At 66.6% G+C, this 21,537-nt stretch carries 18 protein-coding genes, 2 tRNA genes and 1 pseudogene; 14 read left to right on the forward strand and 7 right to left on the reverse strand.

All coding sequences use genetic code 11. The features are described 5' to 3' along the window. The first annotated feature begins 58 nt into the window (after positions 1-58). The 3 genes from A5782_RS06355 to A5782_RS06365 are packed head-to-tail and all read left to right on the forward strand — an operon-like array spanning position 59 to position 5,978. A complete protein-coding gene (locus tag A5782_RS06355) occupies positions 59-4,909 on the forward strand; it encodes an NAD-glutamate dehydrogenase (protein WP_067096643.1) in 4,851 nt (1,616 codons plus the stop codon). Then, a complete protein-coding gene (locus tag A5782_RS06360; RefSeq protein ID WP_067096645.1) occupies positions 4,906-5,319 on the forward strand; it encodes a thioesterase family protein in 414 nt (137 codons plus the stop codon). Before A5782_RS06355 ends, A5782_RS06360 begins: the two co-directional genes overlap by 4 nt. Beyond that, positions 5,307-5,978 carry a hypothetical protein gene (locus A5782_RS06365; protein WP_067096648.1) on the forward strand — a complete coding sequence of 224 codons (672 nt, stop codon included), beginning with the start codon at positions 5,307-5,309 and terminating at the stop codon, positions 5,976-5,978. Before A5782_RS06360 ends, A5782_RS06365 begins: the two co-directional genes overlap by 13 nt. A 90-nt stretch (positions 5,979-6,068) precedes the next feature. Here the strand turns inward: A5782_RS06365 and A5782_RS06370 are convergent, their stop codons facing one another. From A5782_RS06370 to A5782_RS06380, 3 genes are all read right to left on the reverse strand, one after another. Continuing rightward, the gene (locus tag A5782_RS06370; protein WP_067097022.1) at positions 6,069-7,085 is read right to left on the reverse strand and encodes a pyridine nucleotide-disulfide oxidoreductase; all 1,017 of its coding nucleotides are present in this window, start codon (positions 7,083-7,085) and stop codon (positions 6,069-6,071) included. Between the two features lie 87 nt (positions 7,086-7,172). Beyond that, positions 7,173-8,738: a glycoside hydrolase family 13 protein gene (locus A5782_RS06375; protein ID WP_082942797.1), complete on the reverse strand. Its 1,566-nt coding sequence runs from the start codon at positions 8,736-8,738 to the stop codon at positions 7,173-7,175. A 39-nt stretch (positions 8,739-8,777) separates the two neighbouring features. Then, complete coding sequence (locus A5782_RS06380; protein ID WP_156623829.1) at positions 8,778-9,164, reverse strand: globin; 387 nt, start codon at positions 9,162-9,164, stop codon at positions 8,778-8,780. Positions 9,165-9,315: 151 nt separating this feature from the next. On the opposite strand from A5782_RS06380, the gene A5782_RS06385 reads away from it, so the two are divergent. The 3 genes from A5782_RS06385 (at position 9,316) to A5782_RS06395 (ending at position 10,721) form a co-directional block, all read left to right on the forward strand. Further along, entirely contained in the window at positions 9,316-9,963 is a 648-nt protein-coding gene (locus tag A5782_RS06385; protein WP_067096657.1) for an HNH endonuclease, read from the forward strand. A 67-nt stretch (positions 9,964-10,030) separates the two neighbouring features. Beyond that, complete coding sequence (locus A5782_RS06390; protein ID WP_067097025.1) at positions 10,031-10,267, forward strand: hypothetical protein; 237 nt, start codon at positions 10,031-10,033, stop codon at positions 10,265-10,267. Continuing rightward, positions 10,254-10,721: a DUF5130 domain-containing protein gene (locus tag A5782_RS06395; RefSeq protein ID WP_067096660.1), complete on the forward strand. Its 468-nt coding sequence runs from the start codon at positions 10,254-10,256 to the stop codon at positions 10,719-10,721. Before A5782_RS06390 ends, A5782_RS06395 begins: the two co-directional genes overlap by 14 nt. Positions 10,722-10,830: 109 nt before the next feature. Here A5782_RS06395 and pepN read toward each other — a convergent pair whose 3' ends face one another. Continuing rightward, positions 10,831-13,431 (reverse strand): aminopeptidase N, encoded by a 2,601-nt coding sequence (gene pepN, locus A5782_RS06400; RefSeq protein WP_067096663.1) that lies wholly within the window; start codon positions 13,429-13,431, stop codon positions 10,831-10,833. Between the two features lie 92 nt (positions 13,432-13,523). On the opposite strand from pepN, the gene A5782_RS06405 reads away from it, so the two are divergent. The 4 genes from A5782_RS06405 (at position 13,524) to A5782_RS25230 (ending at position 15,972) form a co-directional block, all read left to right on the forward strand. Continuing rightward, positions 13,524-14,147: a DsbA family protein gene (locus tag A5782_RS06405; protein WP_067096666.1), complete on the forward strand. Its 624-nt coding sequence runs from the start codon at positions 13,524-13,526 to the stop codon at positions 14,145-14,147. Between the two features lie 87 nt (positions 14,148-14,234). After that, entirely contained in the window at positions 14,235-14,714 is a 480-nt protein-coding gene (locus tag A5782_RS06410; protein ID WP_067096669.1) for a ribose-5-phosphate isomerase, read from the forward strand. Between the two features lie 18 nt (positions 14,715-14,732). Continuing rightward, on the forward strand, positions 14,733-15,539 hold the full coding sequence (locus tag A5782_RS06415; protein WP_067096672.1) for an Fpg/Nei family DNA glycosylase: 807 nt from the start codon (positions 14,733-14,735) through the stop codon (positions 15,537-15,539). A gap of 139 nt (positions 15,540-15,678) precedes the next feature. Beyond that, on the forward strand, positions 15,679-15,972 hold the full coding sequence (locus A5782_RS25230; protein ID WP_231986603.1) for a hypothetical protein: 294 nt from the start codon (positions 15,679-15,681) through the stop codon (positions 15,970-15,972). 64 nt (positions 15,973-16,036) lie between these two features. Here A5782_RS25230 and A5782_RS06420 read toward each other — a convergent pair whose 3' ends face one another. Further along, positions 16,037-17,227, reverse strand: a complete 1,191-nt coding sequence (locus A5782_RS06420) for a serine hydrolase domain-containing protein (protein ID WP_067096675.1) — start codon at positions 17,225-17,227, stop codon at positions 16,037-16,039. 32 nt (positions 17,228-17,259) lie between these two features. Then, a tRNA-Gly gene (locus A5782_RS06425) sits at positions 17,260-17,330 on the reverse strand. Positions 17,331-17,478: 148 nt separating this feature from the next. Between A5782_RS06425 and A5782_RS06430 the strand changes: the two genes are divergently transcribed. From A5782_RS06430 to clpP2, 4 genes and pseudogenes are all read left to right on the forward strand, one after another. After that, positions 17,479-17,555 (forward strand) — tRNA-Pro (locus A5782_RS06430). Between the two features lie 79 nt (positions 17,556-17,634). Then, positions 17,635-19,035, forward strand: a pseudogene (gene tig, locus A5782_RS06435) (trigger factor); the annotation flags it as partial. Positions 19,036-19,256: 221 nt separating this feature from the next. Further along, positions 19,257-19,847 carry an ATP-dependent CLP protease proteolytic subunit ClpP1 gene (gene clpP1 / locus A5782_RS06440; RefSeq protein WP_067096681.1) on the forward strand — a complete coding sequence of 197 codons (591 nt, stop codon included), beginning with the start codon at positions 19,257-19,259 and terminating at the stop codon, positions 19,845-19,847. Next, entirely contained in the window at positions 19,844-20,479 is a 636-nt protein-coding gene (gene clpP2, locus A5782_RS06445) for an ATP-dependent CLP protease proteolytic subunit ClpP2 (protein ID WP_067096684.1), read from the forward strand. Before clpP1 ends, clpP2 begins: the two co-directional genes overlap by 4 nt. Positions 20,480-20,528: 49 nt before the next feature. Here clpP2 and mmuM read toward each other — a convergent pair whose 3' ends face one another. After that, positions 20,529-21,431 (reverse strand): homocysteine S-methyltransferase, encoded by a 903-nt coding sequence (gene mmuM / locus A5782_RS06450; RefSeq protein WP_231986604.1) that lies wholly within the window; start codon positions 21,429-21,431, stop codon positions 20,529-20,531. Between the last annotated feature and the right edge of the window lie 106 nt (positions 21,432-21,537).

The raw sequence follows: 21,537 nt of genomic DNA on the forward strand, positions 1-21,537 counted from the left end.
GCCACGGAACGCGGCGATCGAGCGCACTGACAACCGTCGCCAGTTGGGAGCTATCGGCATGACGCTCGATCCCGGAGCTAGACAGGATCTCGAGCCGTGGACGACCTTCACCCAGCCGCAGGACATTCCTGAGTGGATCTCGAGAGCCTACGTAGAGAGCTATCGCGGCCCGCATAGCGACGAATCGGGTGGCGCGGAAACCAGGCCCATCGACCTGACGGTGCCGTCGGCGATCGTGACCCCCGCCATGCTGAGCGCGCACTATCGCCTCGGACTGCACCGACCCGACGGCGAAAGCCGCGTCGCGGTGTACCCGGTCGAAGACCCCGCCGGGTTCGGTCCCGCGCTGCAAGTCGTCACCGATCACGGCGGCATGCTGATGGATTCCGTCACCGTGCTGCTGCACCGGCTCGGTGTCCCCTACACGGCGATCATGACGCCGGTGTTCGACGTGCAGCGCAGTCCCGACGGGACCCTGCTCAGCGTCGAGCCAAAAGCGGAAGGCGCGTCGCAATACGCCGGGGAGGCGTGGATACACGTGCAACTCCTGCCGTCGGCCGACAGCAAGGGACTCACCGAGGTCGAACGGCTGCTGCCCAAGGTGCTCGCCGACGTTCAGCAGGTCGCCAGCGACGCGTCGACCTTGATCGCCACGCTGGACGATCTGGCCGGACAGGTCGAGGCCAATGCCGACAACCACTTCTCGGCGCCGGACCGCGACGACGTCGCGGCGCTGCTGCGCTGGCTGGGCAACGGCAACTTCCTGCTGCTCGGCTATCAGCGTTGCCACGTGCACGACGGTCAGGTCTCCGGCGACGGGTCGCCCGGCCTCGGCGTCCTGCGCACCCGCACCGGCTCGCGCCCCCGGCTGACCGACGACGACAGGTTGCTGGTGCTCGCGCAATCCGTGGTGGGCAGCTATCTGCGCTACGGCGCCTACCCGTATGCCATCGCGGTTCGCGAATACGTGGACGGCGCCGTGATCGAGCATCGCTTCGTCGGGCTGTTCACGGTGGCCGCCATGAACGCCGACGTCCTGGAAATCCCGACGATTTCGCGCCGGGTTCGTGAAGCCTTGGCAATGGCCGACAGTGACCCGATCCACCCGGGCCAGCTGCTGCTCGACGTCATCCAAACGGTTCCCCGTTCGGAGCTGTTCACACTCAGCGCCGAACGGCTTTTGGCGATGGCCAAAGCGGTGGTGGATCTGGGACCGCAACGCAACGCGTTGTTGTTCCTGCGCGCCGACCGTCTGCAGTACTTCGTTTCCTGCCTGGTGTATCTGCCCCGCGACCGCTACACGACGGCGGTGCGGCTGCAGATCGAAGACATCCTGGTCCACGAATTCGGCGGCACCCGGCTGGAATTCACCGCACGGGTCAGCGAATCGCCTTGGGCCCTGATGCATTTCATGGTTCGGCTGCCTTCCGAAGGCCCCGACGCCGCACCGGTCGACGTCTCCGAGGGCAACCGAATCCGCATTCAGGCGCTGTTGAGCGAAGCGGCGCGGACTTGGGCCGACCGGCTCGTCGCCGCCGCCGTCGAACGATCCGTGGGGCACACCGACGCCGAGTACTACGCGGCGGCCTTATCCGAGGCCTACAAACAGGTCGTCAGCCCGGCCGATGCCATCGACCACATCGCGATCATCAATGAGCTGCAGGACAACTCGGTAAAGCTGGTGTTCACCGAAAGCGAGGACGGGACCGCCCAGCTGACCTGGTTCATGGGGGGACGCACCGCCTCGCTGAGCCAGCTGCTGCCGATGCTGCAGAGCATGGGCGTGGTGGTGCTCGAGGAGCGCCCGTTCACGGTCAACCGTTCCGACGGGCTGCCGGTGTGGATCTATCAGTTCAAGATCTCGCCGCACCCGACCATCCAGCTGGCATCGACGCAAACCGAGCGCGACGCGATGGCCGAGCGGTTCGCCGACGCGGTCACGGCGATCTGGCAGGGTCGGCTTGAGATCGACCGGTTCAACGAGTTGGTGATGCGCGCGGGCCTTGGTTGGCAGCAGGTCGTACTGTTGCGCGCCTACGCAAAGTACTTGCGGCAGGCGAGCTTCCCGTACAGCCAGTCCTACATCGAATCGGTCCTCAACGAGCACCCCTCGACCGCGCGATCACTGGTGGCGCTCTTCGAGGCGCTGTTCGACCCCCGGTCGAGTTCATCGACGAGCCGCGATGCGCAGGCGGCCGCCGCGGCGGTCGCCGCCGACATCGACGCGCTGGTGAGCCTGGACACCGACCGCATTCTGCGTGCGTTCGCATCGCTGGTGCAGGCCACGTTGCGAACCAATTTCTTTGTGACACGCGAGGGTTCGGCCCGGGCGCGCAACGTGTTGGCGATCAAGCTGGACGCCCAGCTGGTCGACGAGCTGCCACTGCCGCGGCCCAAATACGAGATCTTCGTCTACTCGCCCCGGGTCGAAGGCGTGCACCTGCGGTTCGGCCCGGTGGCCCGTGGTGGGCTGCGCTGGTCGGACCGTCGAGACGACTTCCGCACTGAAATCCTGGGCCTGGTCAAGGCGCAAGCGGTCAAGAACGCCGTCATCGTGCCGGTGGGTGCCAAGGGCGGATTCGTCCTCAAGCGGCCACCGCTGCCCACCGGCGATGCCGCCGCCGATCGCGACGCCAGCCGCGCCGAGGGCGTCGCGTGCTATCAGCTGTTCATCTCCGGCCTGCTCGACGTCACCGACAACGTCGACCATGCGACCGGAAAGGTCAGCCCGCCACCGGAAGTCATCCGGCGCGACGGTGATGACGCGTACCTGGTGGTGGCCGCGGACAAGGGCACCGCCACCTTCTCCGATATCGCCAACGATGTCGCGAAGTCCTACGGATTCTGGCTGGGCGACGCGTTCGCGTCCGGCGGGTCGGTCGGCTATGACCACAAGGCCATGGGCATCACCGCCAAGGGCGCGTGGGAGGCCGTCAAACGGCACTTCCGGGAGATGGATATCGACACCCAGGCCCAGGATTTCACCGTGGTGGGCATCGGCGACATGAGCGGCGACGTCTTCGGCAACGGCATGCTGCTGAGCAAACACATCAGGCTGCTCGCCGCCTTCGACCACCGGCACATCTTTTTAGACCCCGACCCCGACGCCGCGCGTTCCTGGGAGGAACGTCAACGGATGTTCGACCTGCCGCGGTCCAGCTGGGAGGACTACGACACGTCGTTGATCAGCGAGGGCGGCGGTGTGTACAGCCGTGAGCACAAAGCGATCCCGGTCAGCCGCCAGGTCCGCGATGCGTTGGGCATCGAAGGATCGGACGAGGACGTCACCGAAATGACGCCGCCCAACCTGATCAAGGCGATATTGCAGGCGCCGGTGGACCTGCTCTTCAACGGGGGCATCGGCACCTACATCAAGGCGGAGTCCGAATCCGACGCCGACGTCGGTGACCGCGCCAACGACCCGGTGCGGGTCAACGGAAGCCAGGTGCGCGCCAAGGTGATCGGCGAAGGCGGCAATCTCGGGGTGACCGCCTTGGGTCGCGTCGAGTTCGATTTGTCGGGCGGTCGGATCAACACCGATGCCATGGACAACTCGGCCGGGGTGGACTGCTCCGACCACGAGGTCAACATCAAGATCCTGATCGACTCGCTGGTCACCGCGGGCAAGGTCACGCCGCAGGAGCGCAAACCGCTGCTGGAGTCGATGACCGACGAGGTCGCGCAATTGGTGCTCACCGACAACGAGGACCAGAACGACCTGATCGGCACCAGCCGCGCGAACGCGGCCAGCCTGCTGCCGGTGCACGCCAGGTTGATCCAGTACCTGGTGGACGAGCGCGGCATCCACCGCGACCTGGAAGCGCTGCCCTCGGAGAAGGAGATCGGGCGCCGCGCCGAGGCCGGCATCGGACTCACCTCACCGGAGCTGTGCACCTTGATGGCGCACGTGAAGCTGGGGCTCAAGGAGGAAATGCTGGCGACGGAGCTGACCGAACAGGATGTGTTCGCATCCCGGCTGCCGCTGTACTTCCCGAAACCGTTGCGGGAACGGTTCACTCCGGAGATCCGCACGCATCAGCTGCGCCGCGAGATCGTCACCACCATGCTGATCAACGACCTGGTGGACGCCGCCGGCATCAGCTACGCCTTCCGGATCGCCGAAGACGTCGGCGTCGGGTCGGTGGACGCGGTGCGCACCTACGTCGCCACCGACGCCATCTTCGGCGTGGGCGAGATCTGGCGGCGCATCCGCGCGGCGAACCTTCCTGTCGCACTGTCGGATCGGCTCACACTGGATACCCGGCGGCTGATCGACCGCGCCGGGCGCTGGCTGCTCAACTACCGCCCGCAGCCGCTGGCGGTCGGCGCCGAGATCAACCGGTTCGCCGCCAAAGTACGGGCGCTGACGCCGCGCATGTCGGAGTGGCTGCGCGGTGACGACAAAGCCATAGTGGAAAAGGAAGCCGCGGAATTCGCCTCCCAGGGCGCACCCGAAGACCTGGCCTACATGGTCGCCGCCGGTCTCTACCGCTTCAGCCTGCTCGACATCATCGACATCGGCGACATCAATGACATCGACGCCGCCGAGGTCGCGGACACCTATTTCGCGCTGATGGACCGGCTCGGCACCGATGGGTTGTTGACGGCGGTATCCGAGCTGCCTCGACAGGATCGCTGGCACTCCTTGGCGCGCTTGGCGATTCGTGATGATATCTATGCTTCGTTGCGGTCGCTGTGCTTCGATGTGCTCGCCGTGGGGGAGCCGGACGAAAGTGGTGAAGAGAAGATCGGCGAGTGGGAGCACCTGAGTGCCTCCAGGGTCGAGCGGGCCCGTCGAACACTCATCGAGATCCAGGAGAGTGGGGACAAGGATCTCGCGACGCTGTCCGTCGCCGCGCGCCAAATCCGTCGCATGACCCGTACCAGTGGAAGAGGATCATCGAGTTGAGCGTCGGCTTCGTCGCGCCCGTTCCAGTGCGCTGGTCGGACATCGACATGTATCAGCACGTCAACCACGCCACCATGGTCACGATCCTGGAGGAGGCGCGGGTACAGTTCCTGCGCGAAGCGTTCGAAGTCGACATCTTGACCATCGGGTTGCTCATCGCCGAAGTCAAGGTGACCTACAAAGGCCAGCTGCGGCTGGTGGATTCACCGCTGCAGGTGACCATCTGGACCAAGAGGTTGCGGGCGGTCGACTTCACACTGGGCTATGAAGTGCGCTCGGTTGCCGCGGATCCGGAGTCGAAGCCCGCCGTCATCGCCGAGTCTCAACTGGCCGCGGTCCATATCGAGGAGCAGCGGCTGGTGCGGCTCTCGCCACAACACCGGGAGTATTTACAACGGTGGATCAGGTAGCCGACCGCGGACTATGGCTGGACGCCGACGCCAGGTCCGCCCACCGCACGGATTTGGCCGCGTTCGTCGATCGAGCGCTGCGACTCGATGACGCGGCGATCATCCGGTTCCGGACTCGATCACAAGGGCTGGTGACGGCCTGGGTCGCAACGGGTTTCGACGTACTGGCCAGCAGGGTAGTGGTCGGCGAAGTGCGGCCGGGTGATTTGTCGGTGGGTGCGGACGCGCTGGCGCGCGGCCTGTCCGCGATGGACGCCTGCGGTTACGTCAATCCCGGCTTCGCGATGGATTCGGCGTGGCGGGGCGCGTTGCCGCCGGAATCCGGCTTCACTCATCTCGAGGACATACCGGCGCGGGTGATGCTCGACCTCGCGCAACGCGGTGCGCAACTTGCCAAGGAGCACAGCAGTTCTCATGGTCCGCCGGTTTCGCTGCTCGACCAGGAGGTCGTTCAGGTCAGCTCGGGCGACGTGCAGGTCGGGCTACCCATGCGCTGCGTATTCGCGTTGACCGCGATGGGTTTTTTGCCGCAGTCGCCCGATGCCGTCGCCGCTGACGAATTGATCCGGGTCCGGATACTGCCGACGTGGTTGCGGCTCGACGCCCGGTTCGGTTCGGTGTATCGCCGCCGCGGCGATCCCGCGCTGCTGCTGGGCTGATGCGGCCGGCCATGAGCGAGGCGGCGGCGGATTTCTCAAACGGATCAGGCTGAGTCTAATGCGGTCGCCGGCCGCGTGCGGTCGCGGGGATCAGGGGCTGTAGCGCAGCCACAGCGGCAGGACTGCGTCGAGATAGTCCATGAATTTCTTGAGGCCCACCCGGAACTGACCGTGCCCGTAGGGGTCTTCGGCGTATTGGGGGAACGCGATGCCCACGCCGAACAGACCGGGGGCAAGAATTCCGTTGGTGCGGTCGTAGTCCAGCCGGCCCCATTGCGGTGTCTCGGGCAATTTCCTGCGCTCGAAGCCGACGGTGTAGACGACGCGGTCACACTGCGCCAGTTTCTCGGCGAATTCCGGGCTCGATACCCAGCACCTCTCGAGGCGGTCCGGAAGCACCCCATCGATGTTCTCCCGCGCCCAGGCGGCCGCTTGGCCCTTCAGGCCGGTGTCGTCAAAAAGGATCCAATCATCCAGATAGACAGCGTATTTCAGCGGGCTTCGGTAGAAATTGATCACCCGTTCGACGGGATGGCGCAGCAGGTTTGGCAGCACGATCATCGACGAGTGCGACGAGCCGAACACGGCGACCGTCGCGCCGGCAAGTGGCTCTTGGGCGAGTTTCTCGGGATCCAGGGCCACCTCGACTGCAATCGCATCGAGGTCAGGGTGGCTAAGTTTTTTGGGCTCTGCGCCGACGGCCAGGATCACATGTTTGGAGGAGATGTCGCGTTGTTCCGTCTGGATCCGCCACTGCCGGTCCTGCAAGGTCAACGCGGTTGCCGTCCCGGTGAACGCGTCGACCTGCTCATGCAGATGCTCGGTGATCCACACCAAGGGTTCGGCGACCAGACCGAGCGCACAGGTCTCTTGCGGATCGACCTCCTTGAGCGGCATGGGTGGTGCTTGCGAGAAGCGAAATGACTTGGAGCCGTTGAAGTATTCGAGAAAAAGCGCGACGTGGGTGTTGCTCGAGACCGATCGCCACTTCTGGCCGATGTCTCCGGCGGCGAAGGCCGGGTCAACCCAGGCGATCCGTTCGGCGGCGACCCCGTGATCCAGCAGCCTTCCCACCGCGGCGATGCCCGCCGGCCCGGCGCCGATCACTGTCCACTCGTAGGAGGCCATGCACAACATATAGAGCAGTCGGGCGCGAAATGCTCACCGTGACTCCGCCGCCGCGACGCCGGGTGGCTACGCCAGCCAGGCCGCGGAATCCGGCGGGAGTTTGCCCCCCAGCAGCGGTGCACTCGCCAGGATGAGCTCACCCGCCGGCAGGGGCACCGGGGATTCGCCGCTGTTGAGCGCGCAGATCAGCCCACCGGGGCGCCGGAAGATCACCGCATCGCGGGACGCATCCAGCCACTCCACCCCGTCGCCGTCGAATTCCACGCGGCGCGTTCGCAATTCGAGTGCGCGCTGAAAGAATGACAACGTGGAGTCGGGATCGCCGCTTTGCTTCTCGACTGTCAGTGCCGCCCATTCCTTCGGCATCGGCAACCAGGTATCGGAAGAGAGCGAGAACCCGAACGGGGGCTCCTCGCCCGACCACGGGATCGGCACCCGACATCTGTCCCGGCCACGCTCGGTGCGTCCCGAGCGTTCCCACGTCGGGTCCTGCAGCACCTCGTCGGGCAGCTCGACATCGGGCAGACCCAGTTCCTCGCCGTTGTAGATGAACACCGCACCGGGCAGGGCGAGCATCACCATCGCCATCGCGCGGGCGCGGCGCAGCCCGACCTCACCGTCGCCGTAGCGGGTGACCTCCCGGCCGACGTCGTGGTTGGACAGCGTCCAGGTCGGGACGGCGTCCTGCAGGGCGGTGGCGGCCAGCGAGTTCTGGATCGCGTCATGGATCTCGGCGGCATCGAAGTCGATCTTCGTCAGCCGGAAATTGAACCCCAGGTGCAGTTCGTCGGGACGCAGATACTCGGCCCAGCGGATGTTGTCGGTGACCCAGACCTCGCCGACGGTCACCGCCCCGGGATAGTCGTTGACCACCCTGCGGATATCGCGGTGAATGTCATGCACGCTCGGGTTGTTGAAGCGCGGGTCGTCGTCGGTGTGGTGCAACACCTTCGACTCGACCTCGGGCGAGTCGGGCAGGCCCGGCGGTTTGGCCATGCCGTGCGCCACGTCGATGCGGAAGCCGTCCACGCCGCGCTCCAGCCAGAACCGCAGCGTCTTCTCGAAGTCATCGAAGACGTCCGGGTGCTCCCAGTTCAGGTCGGGCTGCTCGGCGTCGAAAAGATGCAGGTACCACTGACCGGGGTTGCCGTCGGGTTCGACCACGCGCGTCCACGCCGATCCGCCGAACACCGAGGTCCAGTTGTTCGGCGGCAGCTCACCAATCTCGCCGCGGCCGTCGCGAAAGAAGTACCGCTCCCGCGCGTCGGTGCCTGGGCCGGCAGCCAGCGCCGCCTCAAACCACGGATGCGCCGAACTGGTGTGGTTGGGCACCACGTCCATGGTGATTTTCATGCCCCGCTCGTGCGCCGCGGCGATCAGCCGTTCGATGGCGGCCATTCCCCCGAACAGCGGGTCGATGTCACGCGGATCGGCGACGTCATAACCATGATCGGCCATCGGCGACACGGTGACCGGATTGAGCCAGATCGCGTCCACGCCCAGTTGCTGGAGGTGCTCCAGGTGGGCCGTCACCCCGTCCAGATCGCCGACGCCGTCGCCGTCACTGTCGGCGAACGACCTCGGGTACACCTGATAGAACACCGCGCTTGACCACCACGGCTTGGATTCCATTCCACCCCGCTTCATTTCATGGGCTGACAAGGTTCGCCCTCACAAGGGCGAGTTGACGAGTGAGTGGGCAGCCATTTCCAGATAGTTGAGCAACTCGCGACGGTGTTCGTCGTCGAGGGTCTGCGAATCGATGGACGCGACGGCCGTGTGCATGCACCGCAGCCACGCGTCACGCGCCAGGGGAGTGATCCGGAACGGCACGTGACGCATCCGCAGCCGGGGGCGTCCGCGCCGGTCGGAATAGGTCCGCGGGCCGCCCCAGTACTGCTCGAGGAACATCCGCAGGCGTTCTTCGGCGCCCTCGAGGTCGTCCAGCGGATACAGCTCGCGCAGGATCTCGTCCTCGGGAACCTGAGCGTAAAAGCGTGACACGATCGCGTGGAAAGTCTCGGCACCGCCGACCGCGTCGTAGAAGGACTCTGCTATCTGATCCATCGCCGTCCATTGTGGTGCATCGTCGCGGTGCCGAGCGGAGGCGGCCCGGCTCCCCGCATGCTGTTCACCGGATCGACACGGCGTTCACCTGCGATAGGGTGCGATTGGCGGCGAATCATGGTGGACTGTTCGCGGAGGATCTATGGCGCAGGGCAAGAGACGCCGCAGTCACCGCAGTCCGGTAGCCGCGGCAGGGTCAACGGGGCCCGCAACCGCGTCGTCGCTGCATAGTGTTGAAACCCATCCGCCCGCCCGCTCCGAAAGCAATTCCATCTGGAGTCGTCGGCGGGTCCTGCTGCTGAATTCCACCTACGAGCCGCTGACCGCGCTGCCGATGCGCCGGGCGATCGTCATGGTGATCTGCGGAAAGGCCGACGTCGTCCACCACGATCCGACCGGTCCCGTCATCCACTCGGCGACCAGCTCGATCGTGGTGCCCTCGGTGATCCAGTTGCGCTCCTACGTCCGCGTCCCCTATCGGGCGCGCGTCCCGATGACGCGCGCCGCGCTGATGCACCGCGACAGGTTCTGCTGCGCCTATTGCGGGGGGAAGGCGGACACCGTCGACCATGTCCTGCCACGCAGCCGCGGCGGTGACCACTCCTGGGAGAACTGCGTCGCGTGCTGCTCGACCTGCAACCACCGCAAGGGCGACAAACTGCTCAGCGAGCTGGGCTGGGCGCTGCGCCGGGCGCCGCTGCCGCCCACCGGGCAGCACTGGCGGCTGCTGTCAACGGTCAAGGAACTGGATCCGGCCTGGGCCCGATATCTCGGTGAAGGCGCGGCCTGATCAACAATCCGGTGTCCGGTCGCGCCGGTAGATCGCCCGGTGGGATACGGTTTGCGTCGTGAGCCTTCTGCAAATCCACCTGTTCTTCCTCGGAATACCGCTGTTGCTGGTGGTCACGCTGTCGGTGCTGATCTGGTCCCACAAGGGACCGCACCCAGCGCCCTACAAGTTGGGCGAGAAGTGGACGCATCCGCCGATCCTGTGGGCTGCCACCGACGAAGATGTGGGCCACGCCCACGGCGGACATAGTGGGCACGGCACGTCGGAATTCTCAGTTGGAGGTGGCGCCAGTGGCACGTGGTGAGGTAGCGACGAGAGAACCCACGGAGCTGCCTCCCGGCTGGGTGATCACCACCAGCGGACGGATCTCCGGCGTCACCGAGCCCGGCGAACTCTCGGTGCAATTCCCGTTTTCGACCAAAGATCTCGTCGCCGTGGACGATGCGCTGAAGTTCGGTTCCAGGGCATCCAAGACGCGTTTCGCGATCTATCTGGGCGACCTGGGCAGCGATACCGCCGCGCGGGCCCGCGAGATCCTGGCCGACGTGCCGACTCCGGACAACGCCGTGTTGCTGGCCGTCTCACCCGACCAGAAGGTCATCGAGGTGGTCTACGGCACGCAGGTTCGCGGTCGCGGCGCCGAGTCGGCCGCACCGCTGGGTGTCGCCGCCGCGTCCTCGGCCTTCGAGCGCGGCGACCTGGTCGACGGCCTGGTCAGCGCGATCCGCGTGCTCAGCGCGGGGATTTCACCGGCTTAGTGGCGATCGCAAGCGCGGCGTAGCCGGGTGCGGCGGGTCGCCACCAATTGGGCTGGTGGCGATCGCAAGCGCGGCGTAGCCGGGTGCGGCGGGTCGCCACCAATTGGGCTCAGCCCTCGGCTTGGTCGTCGCCGGCGTCGAAACGGCGCGCCCGCAACGAACGCTTCACCCCGGCCTGACCCTCGAGCACCAGGCGTCGCAACGCCGCCGGCACCTCGGGGTCGGACAGGAACTTGTCGGCGGCGGCGATGCCCTCGTCGCTGATGTCCCAGTGGGGATACAGGCCGATCACCACCGTCTGGGCCACTTCGCTGGACCGGCGCGCCCAGACTCCGGAGATCGCCTCGAAATAGCGGGCGGTGAACGGCTTGAGCAACTCGGCCTGCCCCGGCGGGGCGATGCCCCCGATGATCGTGCGGGCGGTGATGTTGGCCAGGGTGTCGTCCTCGACGACCTTCGTCCAGGCTTCCTCCTTGACCTGCAGCTGAGGTCGCGCCGCCGCGGCCTGGGCGCCGTGCCGCTTGCCGGCGGCGGTCGGGTCGCGCGCAATCTCGGCATCGATGAACGGCGTCGCGGGGCCGTCGGCGTCGATTTCGCCGGCGGTGGCCAGTGCGGTCACGATCCGCCAACGCAGGTCCGTGTCGATTTCGAGGCCGGCCAAGCCCAACTCGGCGGGGTCGTGGTCGAGCAGGTCCGCCAGCGTCGCAACATGGCCGGCCGACAGCACCGACGAGCACAGCGTGTTGACGAAGGCGAGTTGGTGATCCGAGCCGGGCTGCGCGGTGCGCGCCAATTCCAGCAAGCGGTCGGCGAACTGCGGCCAGCCGTGCTCGCGCGCCCAGCCCTGCTCGGCGTAAGACGTCAGCGCCGTCTGGGCTTGCAGCAGCAGCCGCTGTGCCACCCCGACCTCGGATTCGGCGTGCACCCCGCCGGTCACCAGGGCCACGAAGTCGCGGGCCCGTAGTTCGGCCTCGCGCGTCATCTCCCAGGCGGCCGACCAGACCAGCGAACGCGGCAGCGGCTCGGCGATGTCGGCGATGCGCTCCAACGCGGTGCGCAGCGACTCGCCGTCCAGCCGTAACGAGCAATACGTCAGGTCGTCGTCATTGACCAGGACCAGCTGGCCTCGTGAAACACCAACCAGCTCAGGGACTTCCGTCACGGGACCCTCGACGTCGAGTTCCTCGCGGTGTACCCGCACCAGCTTTCCGGTTCCGTCGTCGTCGTAGATCCCGACCGCCAACCGGTGCACCCGGGTTTCGCCGGCGCCTGGGGCGGCGCCGCTCTGGGTCACGGCGAACCGGGTGAACTTGCCGTTGGTGTCGACATCGAACTCCGGCCGAAGTGTGTTCAGCCCGGTCGTTTTCAGCCACTGCTGACCCCAGTCGGACAGGTCACGTCCGGACGCCTTCTCCAGCGCGGCGACCAGATCGTCGAACGTCGCGTTGCCGAAGGCGTGGGCGCGGAAGTAATCTCGCAACCCGGCCAGGAAGTGCTCCAACCCGACGTAGGCGACGAGCTGCTTGAGCACCGAAGCGCCCTTGGCGTAGGTGATGCCATCGAAGTTCACCTCGACCGCGGCCAAGTCGGGGATGTCGGCGGCGATCGGATGGGTCGAGGGCAATTGGTCCTGGCGATAGGCCCACGACTTCTCGACCGTTGCGAACGTCGTCCAGGCCCCGGTGAATTCGGTTGCCTCGCTTTGGCACAGCACCGATGCGAAGGTCGCGAACGACTCGTTCAGCCACAGGTCGTCCCACCAGGCCATGGTGACCAGGTCCCCGAACCACATGTGTGCCATCTCGTGCAGCACGGTCTCGGCGCGCCGCTCATAGGAAGCGCGGGTGACCTTGCTGCGAAAGACATAGTCCTCCAGGAAAGTCACCGCGCCCGCGTTTTCCATTGCGCCGGCGTTGAATTCGGGGACGAACAACTGATCGTACTTGCCGAACGCGTAGGGCAGCCCGAAGTTCTTGTGGTAGAAGCCGAATCCCTGCTTGGTCTGGGTGAACAGGCGCTCGGCGTCCATGTGTTGGGCCAGCGAGGACCGGCAGTAGATGCCCAGCGGGATTTCGCCGTGCTCGTCGGTGTAGGCGTCGTTCCACTCGGCGTACGGACCGGCAATCAACGCGACCAGATAGGTGCTCATCCGCGCAGTGGTGGCAAAGGTGTGCAGGCCGTCGTTCACCGACACCGTCGCGCCGTTGGAGATCACCTTCCAATGCGTGGGCGCACTCACCCGCACATCGAAGGTCGCCTTCATATCGGGCTGGTCGAAGCACGCGAACATGCGCTTGGCATCGGCGGTTTCGAACTGCGAGTACAGGTAGGTCTCGTTGTCGACCGGGTCGACGAACCGATGCAAACCCTCACCGGTGTTGGAGTAGCGGCAGTCCGCGTCAACCACGACGACGTTGCGGTCGGCCAGGCCGCGTAGCGGGATACCGATCGACTCGTCGTACCCGGAGACGTCCAGATCGCGCCCGTTGAGCGTGGCGCTGCGGATGGTGTCGGCGGCGATGTCGATGACCGAGTCGGCGCCGGCAAGCGCGTCGAACACCACCGTGGTGATCGACCGGAAAGTCCGTTCACCGGGAGGACCGCCGGGACCGGAGCCGTCGGTGAGATCGAGGTCGATCTGATAGCTGGCGACGGTGATCAGGGAGGCGCGCTCGACAGCTTGTTCGCGGGTGAGGTTGGGAAGAGCCACGTGTCCAACTTACGGGTCGGGCAAACCGGGAACACGACGCAGACGCCTACGGTTGTGCAGATCAGACTTTCAAACCAACGAGAGGATTCGCCATGCCTGACACCGTCGCCGCGAAGAACAAAGCCGATTTCTGGTTCGATCCGCTGTGTCCGTGGGCATGGATCACCTCGCGCTGGATCCTCGAGGTGGAGAAGGTCCGCGACATCGACGTGAACTTCCACGTGATGAGCCTGGCGGTGCTCAACGAAAACCGCGAGGGTCTGCCTGACGAATACCGCGAACGGTTGGCGAAGGCCTTCGGTCCGGTGCGCGTGGCGATCGCCGCCGAGCAGGCTCACGGTGCCGAAGTGCTCGCGCCGCTGTACACCGCGATGGGCACCCGCATTCACAACGAGGACAACAAAGACCTCGATGACGTCATCAAGCAGTCGCTGGCGGAGGTGGGCTTGCCGGCCGAGTTGGCGGAAGCCGCGAACAGCGACGCCTACGACGATGCGCTGCGCAAGAGCCACCACGCCGGCATGGACGCGGTGGGCGACGACGTCGGCACTCCGACCATCCACGTCAACGATGTGGCGTTCTTCGGCCCGGTGCTCTCCAAGATTCCGCGGGGTGAGGAAGCGGGCAAGCTGTGGGACGCCTCGGTGGCCTTCGCGTCCTACCCGCACTTCTTCGAGCTCAAGCGCAGCCGCAACGAGAAGCCCGAATTCGACTAGACCGGTTGGGCGGCGACGCGCGGCGACTGGCTCCGCTCGCGATCGCCGCGGGGCCGGTCGGCGGGTGGCTGTGTAAGGATTGCGGACATGCGCGTCTACCTCGGCTCTGACCACGCCGGATTCGAGCTCAAACACCAGATCATCGACCACCTCACGAAGTCCGGGCACGAGCCGATCGATTGCGGCGCCTTCAGCTACGACGCCGAAGACGATTACCCGGCGTTCTGCATCGCCGCCGCGACGCGCACGGTGGCCGACCCGGACAGCCTGGGCATCGTGCTGGGCGGATCGGGCAACGGCGAGCAGATCGCCGCCAACAAGGTCCCGGGCGCCCGGTGCGCGCTGGGCTGGAGCGTCGAAACGGCGACGCTGGCCCGCGAACACAACAACGCCCAACTGATCGGTATCGGCGGCCGCATGCACACCCCGGCCGAGGCGCTGGCCATCGTCGACGCCTTCTTGGCCACGCCGTGGTCGAAAGCCGAACGCCACCAACGGCGTATCGACATACTCGCCGAATACGAACGCACCCACCAGGCCCCGCCGGTACCGGGCGCGGCGGGCTGACGCCGGAAAGGTCTGCGCGTGCCCGAGGGGCATACCCTGCACCGGCTCGCCCGGCTGCACCAACGCCGATACGTCGGCGCCCCCGTCGCGGTGTCCAGCCCGCAGGGCCGCTTCGCTGATTCGGCCGCGGTGGTCGACGGCCGGGTGTTGCAGCGCACCAGCGCGTGGGGCAAACACCTGTTTCACCACTACACCGGCGGCCCGATCGTGCACGTGCATCTCGGGCTGTACGGCGCCTTCACCGAATGGGAACGTCCCGGCGACGGGCTGCTTCCCGACGCGGTTGGGCAAGTGCGGATGCGCATGATCGGCGCCGGCTACGGTACCGACCTGCGCGGTCCGACGGTGTGCGAAGTCATCGACGACGGGCAGGTCAGCGACGTCCTGGCCAGACTGGGGCCCGACCCGTTGCGCAGCGACGCCGATCCGTCCTGGGCGTGGAAGCGGATTGCCAAGTCGCGCAGGCCGGTTGGCGCGCTGCTGATGGATCAGACCGTGATGGCCGGCGTGGGCAACGTCTACCGCAGCGAGTTGCTGTTCCGCCACCGGCTCGACCCGTTCCGGCCCGGCCGCGACGTCGTCGAGGACGAGTTCGACGCGGCCTGGACAGACCTGGTCGCGCTGATGAAGGTCGGATTGCGTCGCGGCAGCATCATCGTGGTGCGGCCCGAACACGACCACGGCGCGCCGTCATACCGGCCCGATCGCCCCCGCACCTACGTCTACCGGCGCGCCGGCGAACCCTGCCGCGTGTGCGGAGACCCGATCCGCACGACGGTGCTGGAGGGCCGAAACGTCTTCTGGTGCCCGACATGCCAGAAGTGAGCCGGCCGGGCTCGCCCCACCGCGGCCGGACGCCGGCGATGCGCATTGGCAGGAAACTCTCAGCTCGAAACACTGGCGCCACTTGTTTAGGCAAAGCATCGATGCGGGTACAAGCTGTCGCGTGAAAACTCTTCCACGTTTGGCCGCAACGGCTCTCGCAATCGGCGGGCTGGGATTGGCGGGCTTGGGCGTCGCAACCGAGGCGCAGGCTCACCCCGGACCCTTCCCGCAATGGTGTCCGGGTGAGTGGTGGGATCCGGGCTGGGGCAACAACTGGGACTGGAACAACTGCCACGACTGGCATCGCGAAGGCTGGGGACCCGGCGGGCCCGGTGGCCCGGGACAGTGGGGTCCTGGCGGACCGGATCGGGGTGGGCCGTGGGGCCCAGGGGGTCCGGGAGGACCGCCACCGCCTCCGGGCTGGCACCCCTGATCCGTTAAGTCACACAACCAGACATGCCCTGCCGTTAGCCGGCAGGGCCTGTCTGCGTTGAGCGCTAGATGACCCCCAGCACGGAGTAGACCTCGTTGGACAGAACCAGGCAGCGCGGGTCCGCGTTGGCCTTGGTGGGGTCGAAGTGATTCGCCACATACGCGTATCCGATGCGGTGCTCCAGATCGACGAACCCGAATGAGCCGCCCAGCCCGCCATGGCCGAAGATCCGCGGGTTGGGGCCGTTGACGCACCGCTGGTTGAGCATGTAGCCCAGACCCCAGCCGTGGTCGGCGACACGCGGCCCCAGCACCAAATCGGTCTCCAGGCCGCCCTGGCAGACCCGCGCCAGGTCCATGTGCTCGCGGCTGAGCACTTTCTCCTGGGCGAGCGCGTTGTAGAACGTCGCCAGTCCCAGCGCCGAGACCTGCCCGTTGGTGCCGGGAAACTCGAGTTCGCGCCACAGGTTCAGGTCGTGCGAGCCGAGTTCGTCGTCGGGAGCGAACCCCATCGAGATGGACAGCCCCGCCTTGGGATGCTCCGCCAGGCTGGTCGGGTAGCCGGGGGCCTTCGCGTCGGCCAGCAGGTCGCGGGCGTGCGGTTTGTTGACCCGCTCGGCACAGCGGTGTTGCTCGCTGAGCGGCAACCCGATGTGCACATCGGCGCCGAACGGTTCGGCGATCTCGGTACGCAGGTATTGGCCGATGGTCCGGCCCGTCACCCGGCGGAACACCTCGCCCACGATGAAACCGAAGGTGGTCATGTGGTAGCCCTGCGCCGTGCCGGGCTCCCACCACGGCTCGGCGGCGGCCAGCTGTTCACAGACGTAGTCCCAGTCGGCGACTTGCTCCCAGCGCATTCGGGTGCGCGGGCCGATCACACCCGACCGGTGGCTCATCACCATCGCCAGCGTGATGTCTTGTTTGCCGGCCTGGGCGAACTCGGGCCAGTAGTGGGCGACCGGCGCCTGCAGGTCCAGCTCGCCGCGGTCGGCGAGTTGGTGCACGCAGGTGGCCGACAGGCCCTTCGTGCCGGACAACACCGTGGTCAGGGTGTTCTGCTGCCATGGCCGGGTACGGGCCGCGTCGGCCCAGCCACCCCACAGATTGACGACCAGAGACCCGTCGACCCATACCGCGACGGCCGCGCCGACGTCACCGCCCAGCGTGAAATTTCGCTCGAACGCGTCGCGGACCCCGACGAAGTCCGAGGCGCATGAGCCGTGGATTGTCGCGTCGATCTCCAGGTCGCTCATGGCGCCTCTCTATCGAGCAGATAGTTAGCCCGAGCGGGCGACGGGAATCGAACCCGCGTAGCTAGTTTGGAAGACTAGGGCTCTACCATTGAGCTACGCCCGCATGTATTTAGTCGAGCGTGACTGTAGCTGTCGACGAAGATCAAATCTAATCGACTCGGTTTTGTGATCGCTCCGTGAGGTCTGCGACGTCGCTGCGAAGCCCGTGGCCAACCCGGTGTTGAGGGGCCTTAGGATCATCGAGGTCAGCGCGGGGTGTAGCGCAGCTTGGTAGCGCATCCGCTTTGGGAGCGGAAGGCCGCAGGTTCAAATCCTGTCACCCCGACCAGCACGACCGGCCCCGTGCCATGCGCACGGCCCGCCGACCACCAAGAACGAGCCAGGAACGAGCACTGAGGAGCGCACCCGTGAAGAGCACCGTCGAGCAGTTGAGCCCCACCCGGGTGCGGATCAACGTGGAGGTCCCCTTCTCAGAACTCGAACCCGACTTCCAACGCGCCTACAAGGAGCTGGCCCGGCAGGTGCGACTGCCCGGGTTCCGGCCGGGCAAGGCGCCGGCGAAGTTGCTGGAGGCCCGATTCGGTCGCGAGGCGATGCTCGATCAGGTCGTCAACGAGGCGCTGCCGGCACGGTACGGGCAGGCCGTCGCCGAGTCGGAGGTGCACCCACTGGGCCAGCCCGAGATCGAGGTCACCAAAAAGGAGTACGGCGAGGAGCTGGCCTTCACCGCCGAGGTCGACGTCCGCCCCAAGCTGACGCTGCCGGACCCGGGTGCGCTCAAGGTCTCGGTGGACCCGATCGAGGTCAGCGACGACGACGTGGACGCCGAACTGCAGTCTCTGCGTGCCCGATTCGGCACGCTGACCGGGGTGGATCGCCCGGTTGCCGACGGCGACTTCGTCTCGATCGACCTCTCGGCCACCATCGATGGCGAAGAGGTTCCGGGCGCCGCCGCGGAGGGCCTGTCCCACGAGGTCGGCTCGGGCCGGCTCATCGCGGGCCTGGACGAAGCGCTGGTCGGTTTGTCCGTCGACGAATCCAAGGAGTTCACCGCGCAGTTGGCGACCGGAGAGCACGCGGGTAAGGACGCGCAGGTCACCGTGACGGTCAAGTCGATCAAGGAACGTGAGCTGCCCGAGCCCGACGACGAGTTCGCCCAATTGGCCAGCGAGTTCGACACGATCGAGGAGCTCAAGTCCAACCTTCGCGATCAGGTCGGGCGTACCAAGCGCGCCCAGCAAGCCGAAAACATTCGTGAGGCCGCTCTCGACACGCTGCTCGAGCAGGTCGAGGTGCCGCTGCCGGAAGCGATCGTCAAGGCTCAGGTCGACAGCGCCCTGCACAACGCCCTGCACAGCCTCGACCACGACGAAGCCAAGCTCGAGGAAGTGCTGGCCCAGCAAGGGAAGTCTCGCGAAGAGTTCGAGACCGAGACGCGCACCGCGGCCGAGACGGACGTCAAAAGGCAGCTGCTGCTGGACGCCCTGGCCGACGAGCTGGAGGTCCAGGTTGGCCAGGACGACCTGACCGAGCGGCTGGTGGCGACGTCGCGGCAATACGGCATCGAGCCCCAGCAGCTGTTGGGCTACCTGCAGGAGAACAACCAGTTGCCGGCCATGTTCGCCGATGTGCGCCGGGCGCTGGCCATTGCCGAGGTGATCCGGGCGGCGACCGTCACCGATACCGCCGGAAACGCCATCGACACCAGTGAATTCTTCGGCAAGCGCTCGGAGGCCGACGCAGCCGAGGTGGATGGCGAGGCGGAGGAGGCCGACAGTTCGACGCCGGAGGCCGACGAGGCCGAGCCGGTTGGCGAGGCGCAGGAGGCGGACGATTCGAATGGTGCTGCCGACGAGGGCTCGGACGAGGCCGGCGAAGCCGATGAGGCCGGCGCAGGGAAGTGACCGCGCTATGACGCTGTGAGCGAACGTGCCCGTTTCACGGGTGCGCGGCCGCGAAACAGTCGGCTCGGTTGGTTAGTGTCGTGAATACAGATCTCGAGAAAGCAGGTAACCCAGTCGTGACTGACATGCGTTCAAACTCGCAGGGTCTCAACCTCACGGACTCGGTCTATGAGCGCTTGCTGTCCGAGCGCATCATCTTCCTGGGTTCGGAGGTGAGCGACGAAATCGCCAATCGGCTGTGCGCGCAGATTCTGCTGCTCGCCGCCGAGGACGCCACCAAGGACATTTCGCTGTACATCAACTCGCCGGGCGGATCGATCAGCGCCGGAATGGCGATTTACGACACCATGGTGCTGGCGCCGTGCGACATCGCCACCTACGCGATGGGCATGGCCGCCTCGATGGGTGAGTTCTTGTTGGCCGCCGGCACCAAGGGCAAGCGTTACGCGTTGCCCCACGCCCGCATCCTGATGCACCAGCCGCTCGGCGGGGTGACCGGCAGCGCGGCCGACATCGCCATCCAGGCCGAGCAGTTCACGGTCATCAAGAAGGAGATGTTCCGGCTCAACGCCGAATTCACCGGCCAGTCGCTCGAGCGCATCGAGGCGGATTCCGATCGCGACCGCTGGTTCACCGCGCAAGAGGCACTCGAATACGGCTTCGTTGACCACATCATCACCCGCGCCGCCCACATCACCAATGGAGAAGCCCAGTGAACCCCGAAATCCAGCCTCAGGCGCGCTACATCCTGCCGTCGTTCATCGAGCACTCCAGTTTTGGGATCAAGGAGTCCAATCCCTACAACAAGCTGTTCGAAGAACGCATCATCTTCCTCGGCGTCCAGGTTGACGACGCCTCGGCGAACGACATCATGGCGCAGCTGCTGGTGCTCGAGTCGCTGGACCCCGATCGCGACATCACCATGTACATCAATTCGCCCGGTGGCGGATTCACCTCGCTGATGGCGATTTACGACACCATGCAGTACGTGCGCGCCGACATCCAGACGGTTTGCCTGGGTCAGGCCGCCTCGGCGGCGGCGGTGTTGCTGGCCGCCGGGACCCCGGGCAAGCGGATGGCGCTGCCCAACGCCCGGGTGCTCATCCACCAGCCTTCGCTGCAGGGCGTGATCCAGGGGCAGTTCTCCGATCTGGAGATTCAGGCCGCCGAGATCGAGCGGATGCGCACGCTGATGGAGACCACGCTGGCCCGCCACACCGGCAAGGACGCCGCGACGGTCCGCAAGGACACCGACCGGGACAAGATCCTGACTGCCGAAGAGGCCAAGGATTACGGGATCATCGACACCGTGCTGGAGTACCGGAAGCTTTCGGCGCAATCCGCCTAGCGTTCTTGGCCCGTCGCCGACCGTGCACTCACGGCGACTCCTTGCCTGATTATTCGCCCTGATCGCACGCTCGGCGAAGCCCGGCGATATCGCCGGGCCCGACCCGGCAGCATCCACCGACGATGCGCGCTCCCGCCGCGATCCACTGGACCGCGAGGCCCGAGCGCAACCGCGACGGACCGATCCAGCTGCGCCGCGCGGTGTCCCAGCGCTCACCGCTGTTCGGGTACACGATGACGGGTTTCCCGACGGCTGCCGCACGCGCGATCGCGGGCAACACGTCGTCGGGCGCGCAGCAGTTCACCCCGATCGCGACGATCTCGTCGACGCCGGCCGCCACCGCGAACGCGTCGGCCAGCGGTTGTCCGGCGCGGGTGCGGTCCCCATCGATGGTGTAGCTCAGCCAGGCCGGCACGCCGACCGCGCGCACCAAATCAACCAGTGCCTGTGCCTCGTCGACGTCGGGCACGGTTTCGCACGCGAGCAGGTCGGCGCCGGCCCCGGCCAGGATCTCCAGCCGGGGCCGGTGCCAGCGCGCCAGGGCTGCAACCGACAGGCCGTAGCGCCCGCGGTATTCGGATCCGTCGGCCAGCGCCGCGCCGTACGGGCCGATCGAGGCGGCGACGAGGAGGCCGTCGTCGCCGGTCTCGTCCCGCGCTGCCCTGGCGAGCGCGACACTGCGGCGCAGCAGCCCGGCGGTCTCCCGCCGACCGAACCCGCGGGCCGCAAACCCTTCAAACGAGGCCTGGTAGCTGGCCGTCGTCGCGATCGTCGCGCCGGCCCGAAAATAGGCGGTGTGTACGGCCACAATGTCCTGCGGGGCGTCCGCGAGCAGTCCGGCCGACCACAACGGGTCGGAAAGGTCATGGCCGCGCGCTTCGAGCTCGGTGGCCAAGCCGCCGTCGAGCAGCACGGATCCGCTGGGCCATTCAAAGCCCACAGCCAAACCCACGTGGCCACTGTAGGGTGAATCCTTGGGGGGCCGCCCAGGCCTCGCGCGATTATCGGCGTTGGGTTGGCACCTCCACCGGAAGCAGGGTGGACGGGCAGCCGGCCTC

Source organism: Mycobacterium sp. 852002-40037_SCH5390672, from assembly GCF_001665875.1.
Lineage (GTDB): Bacteria > Actinomycetota > Actinomycetes > Mycobacteriales > Mycobacteriaceae > Mycobacterium.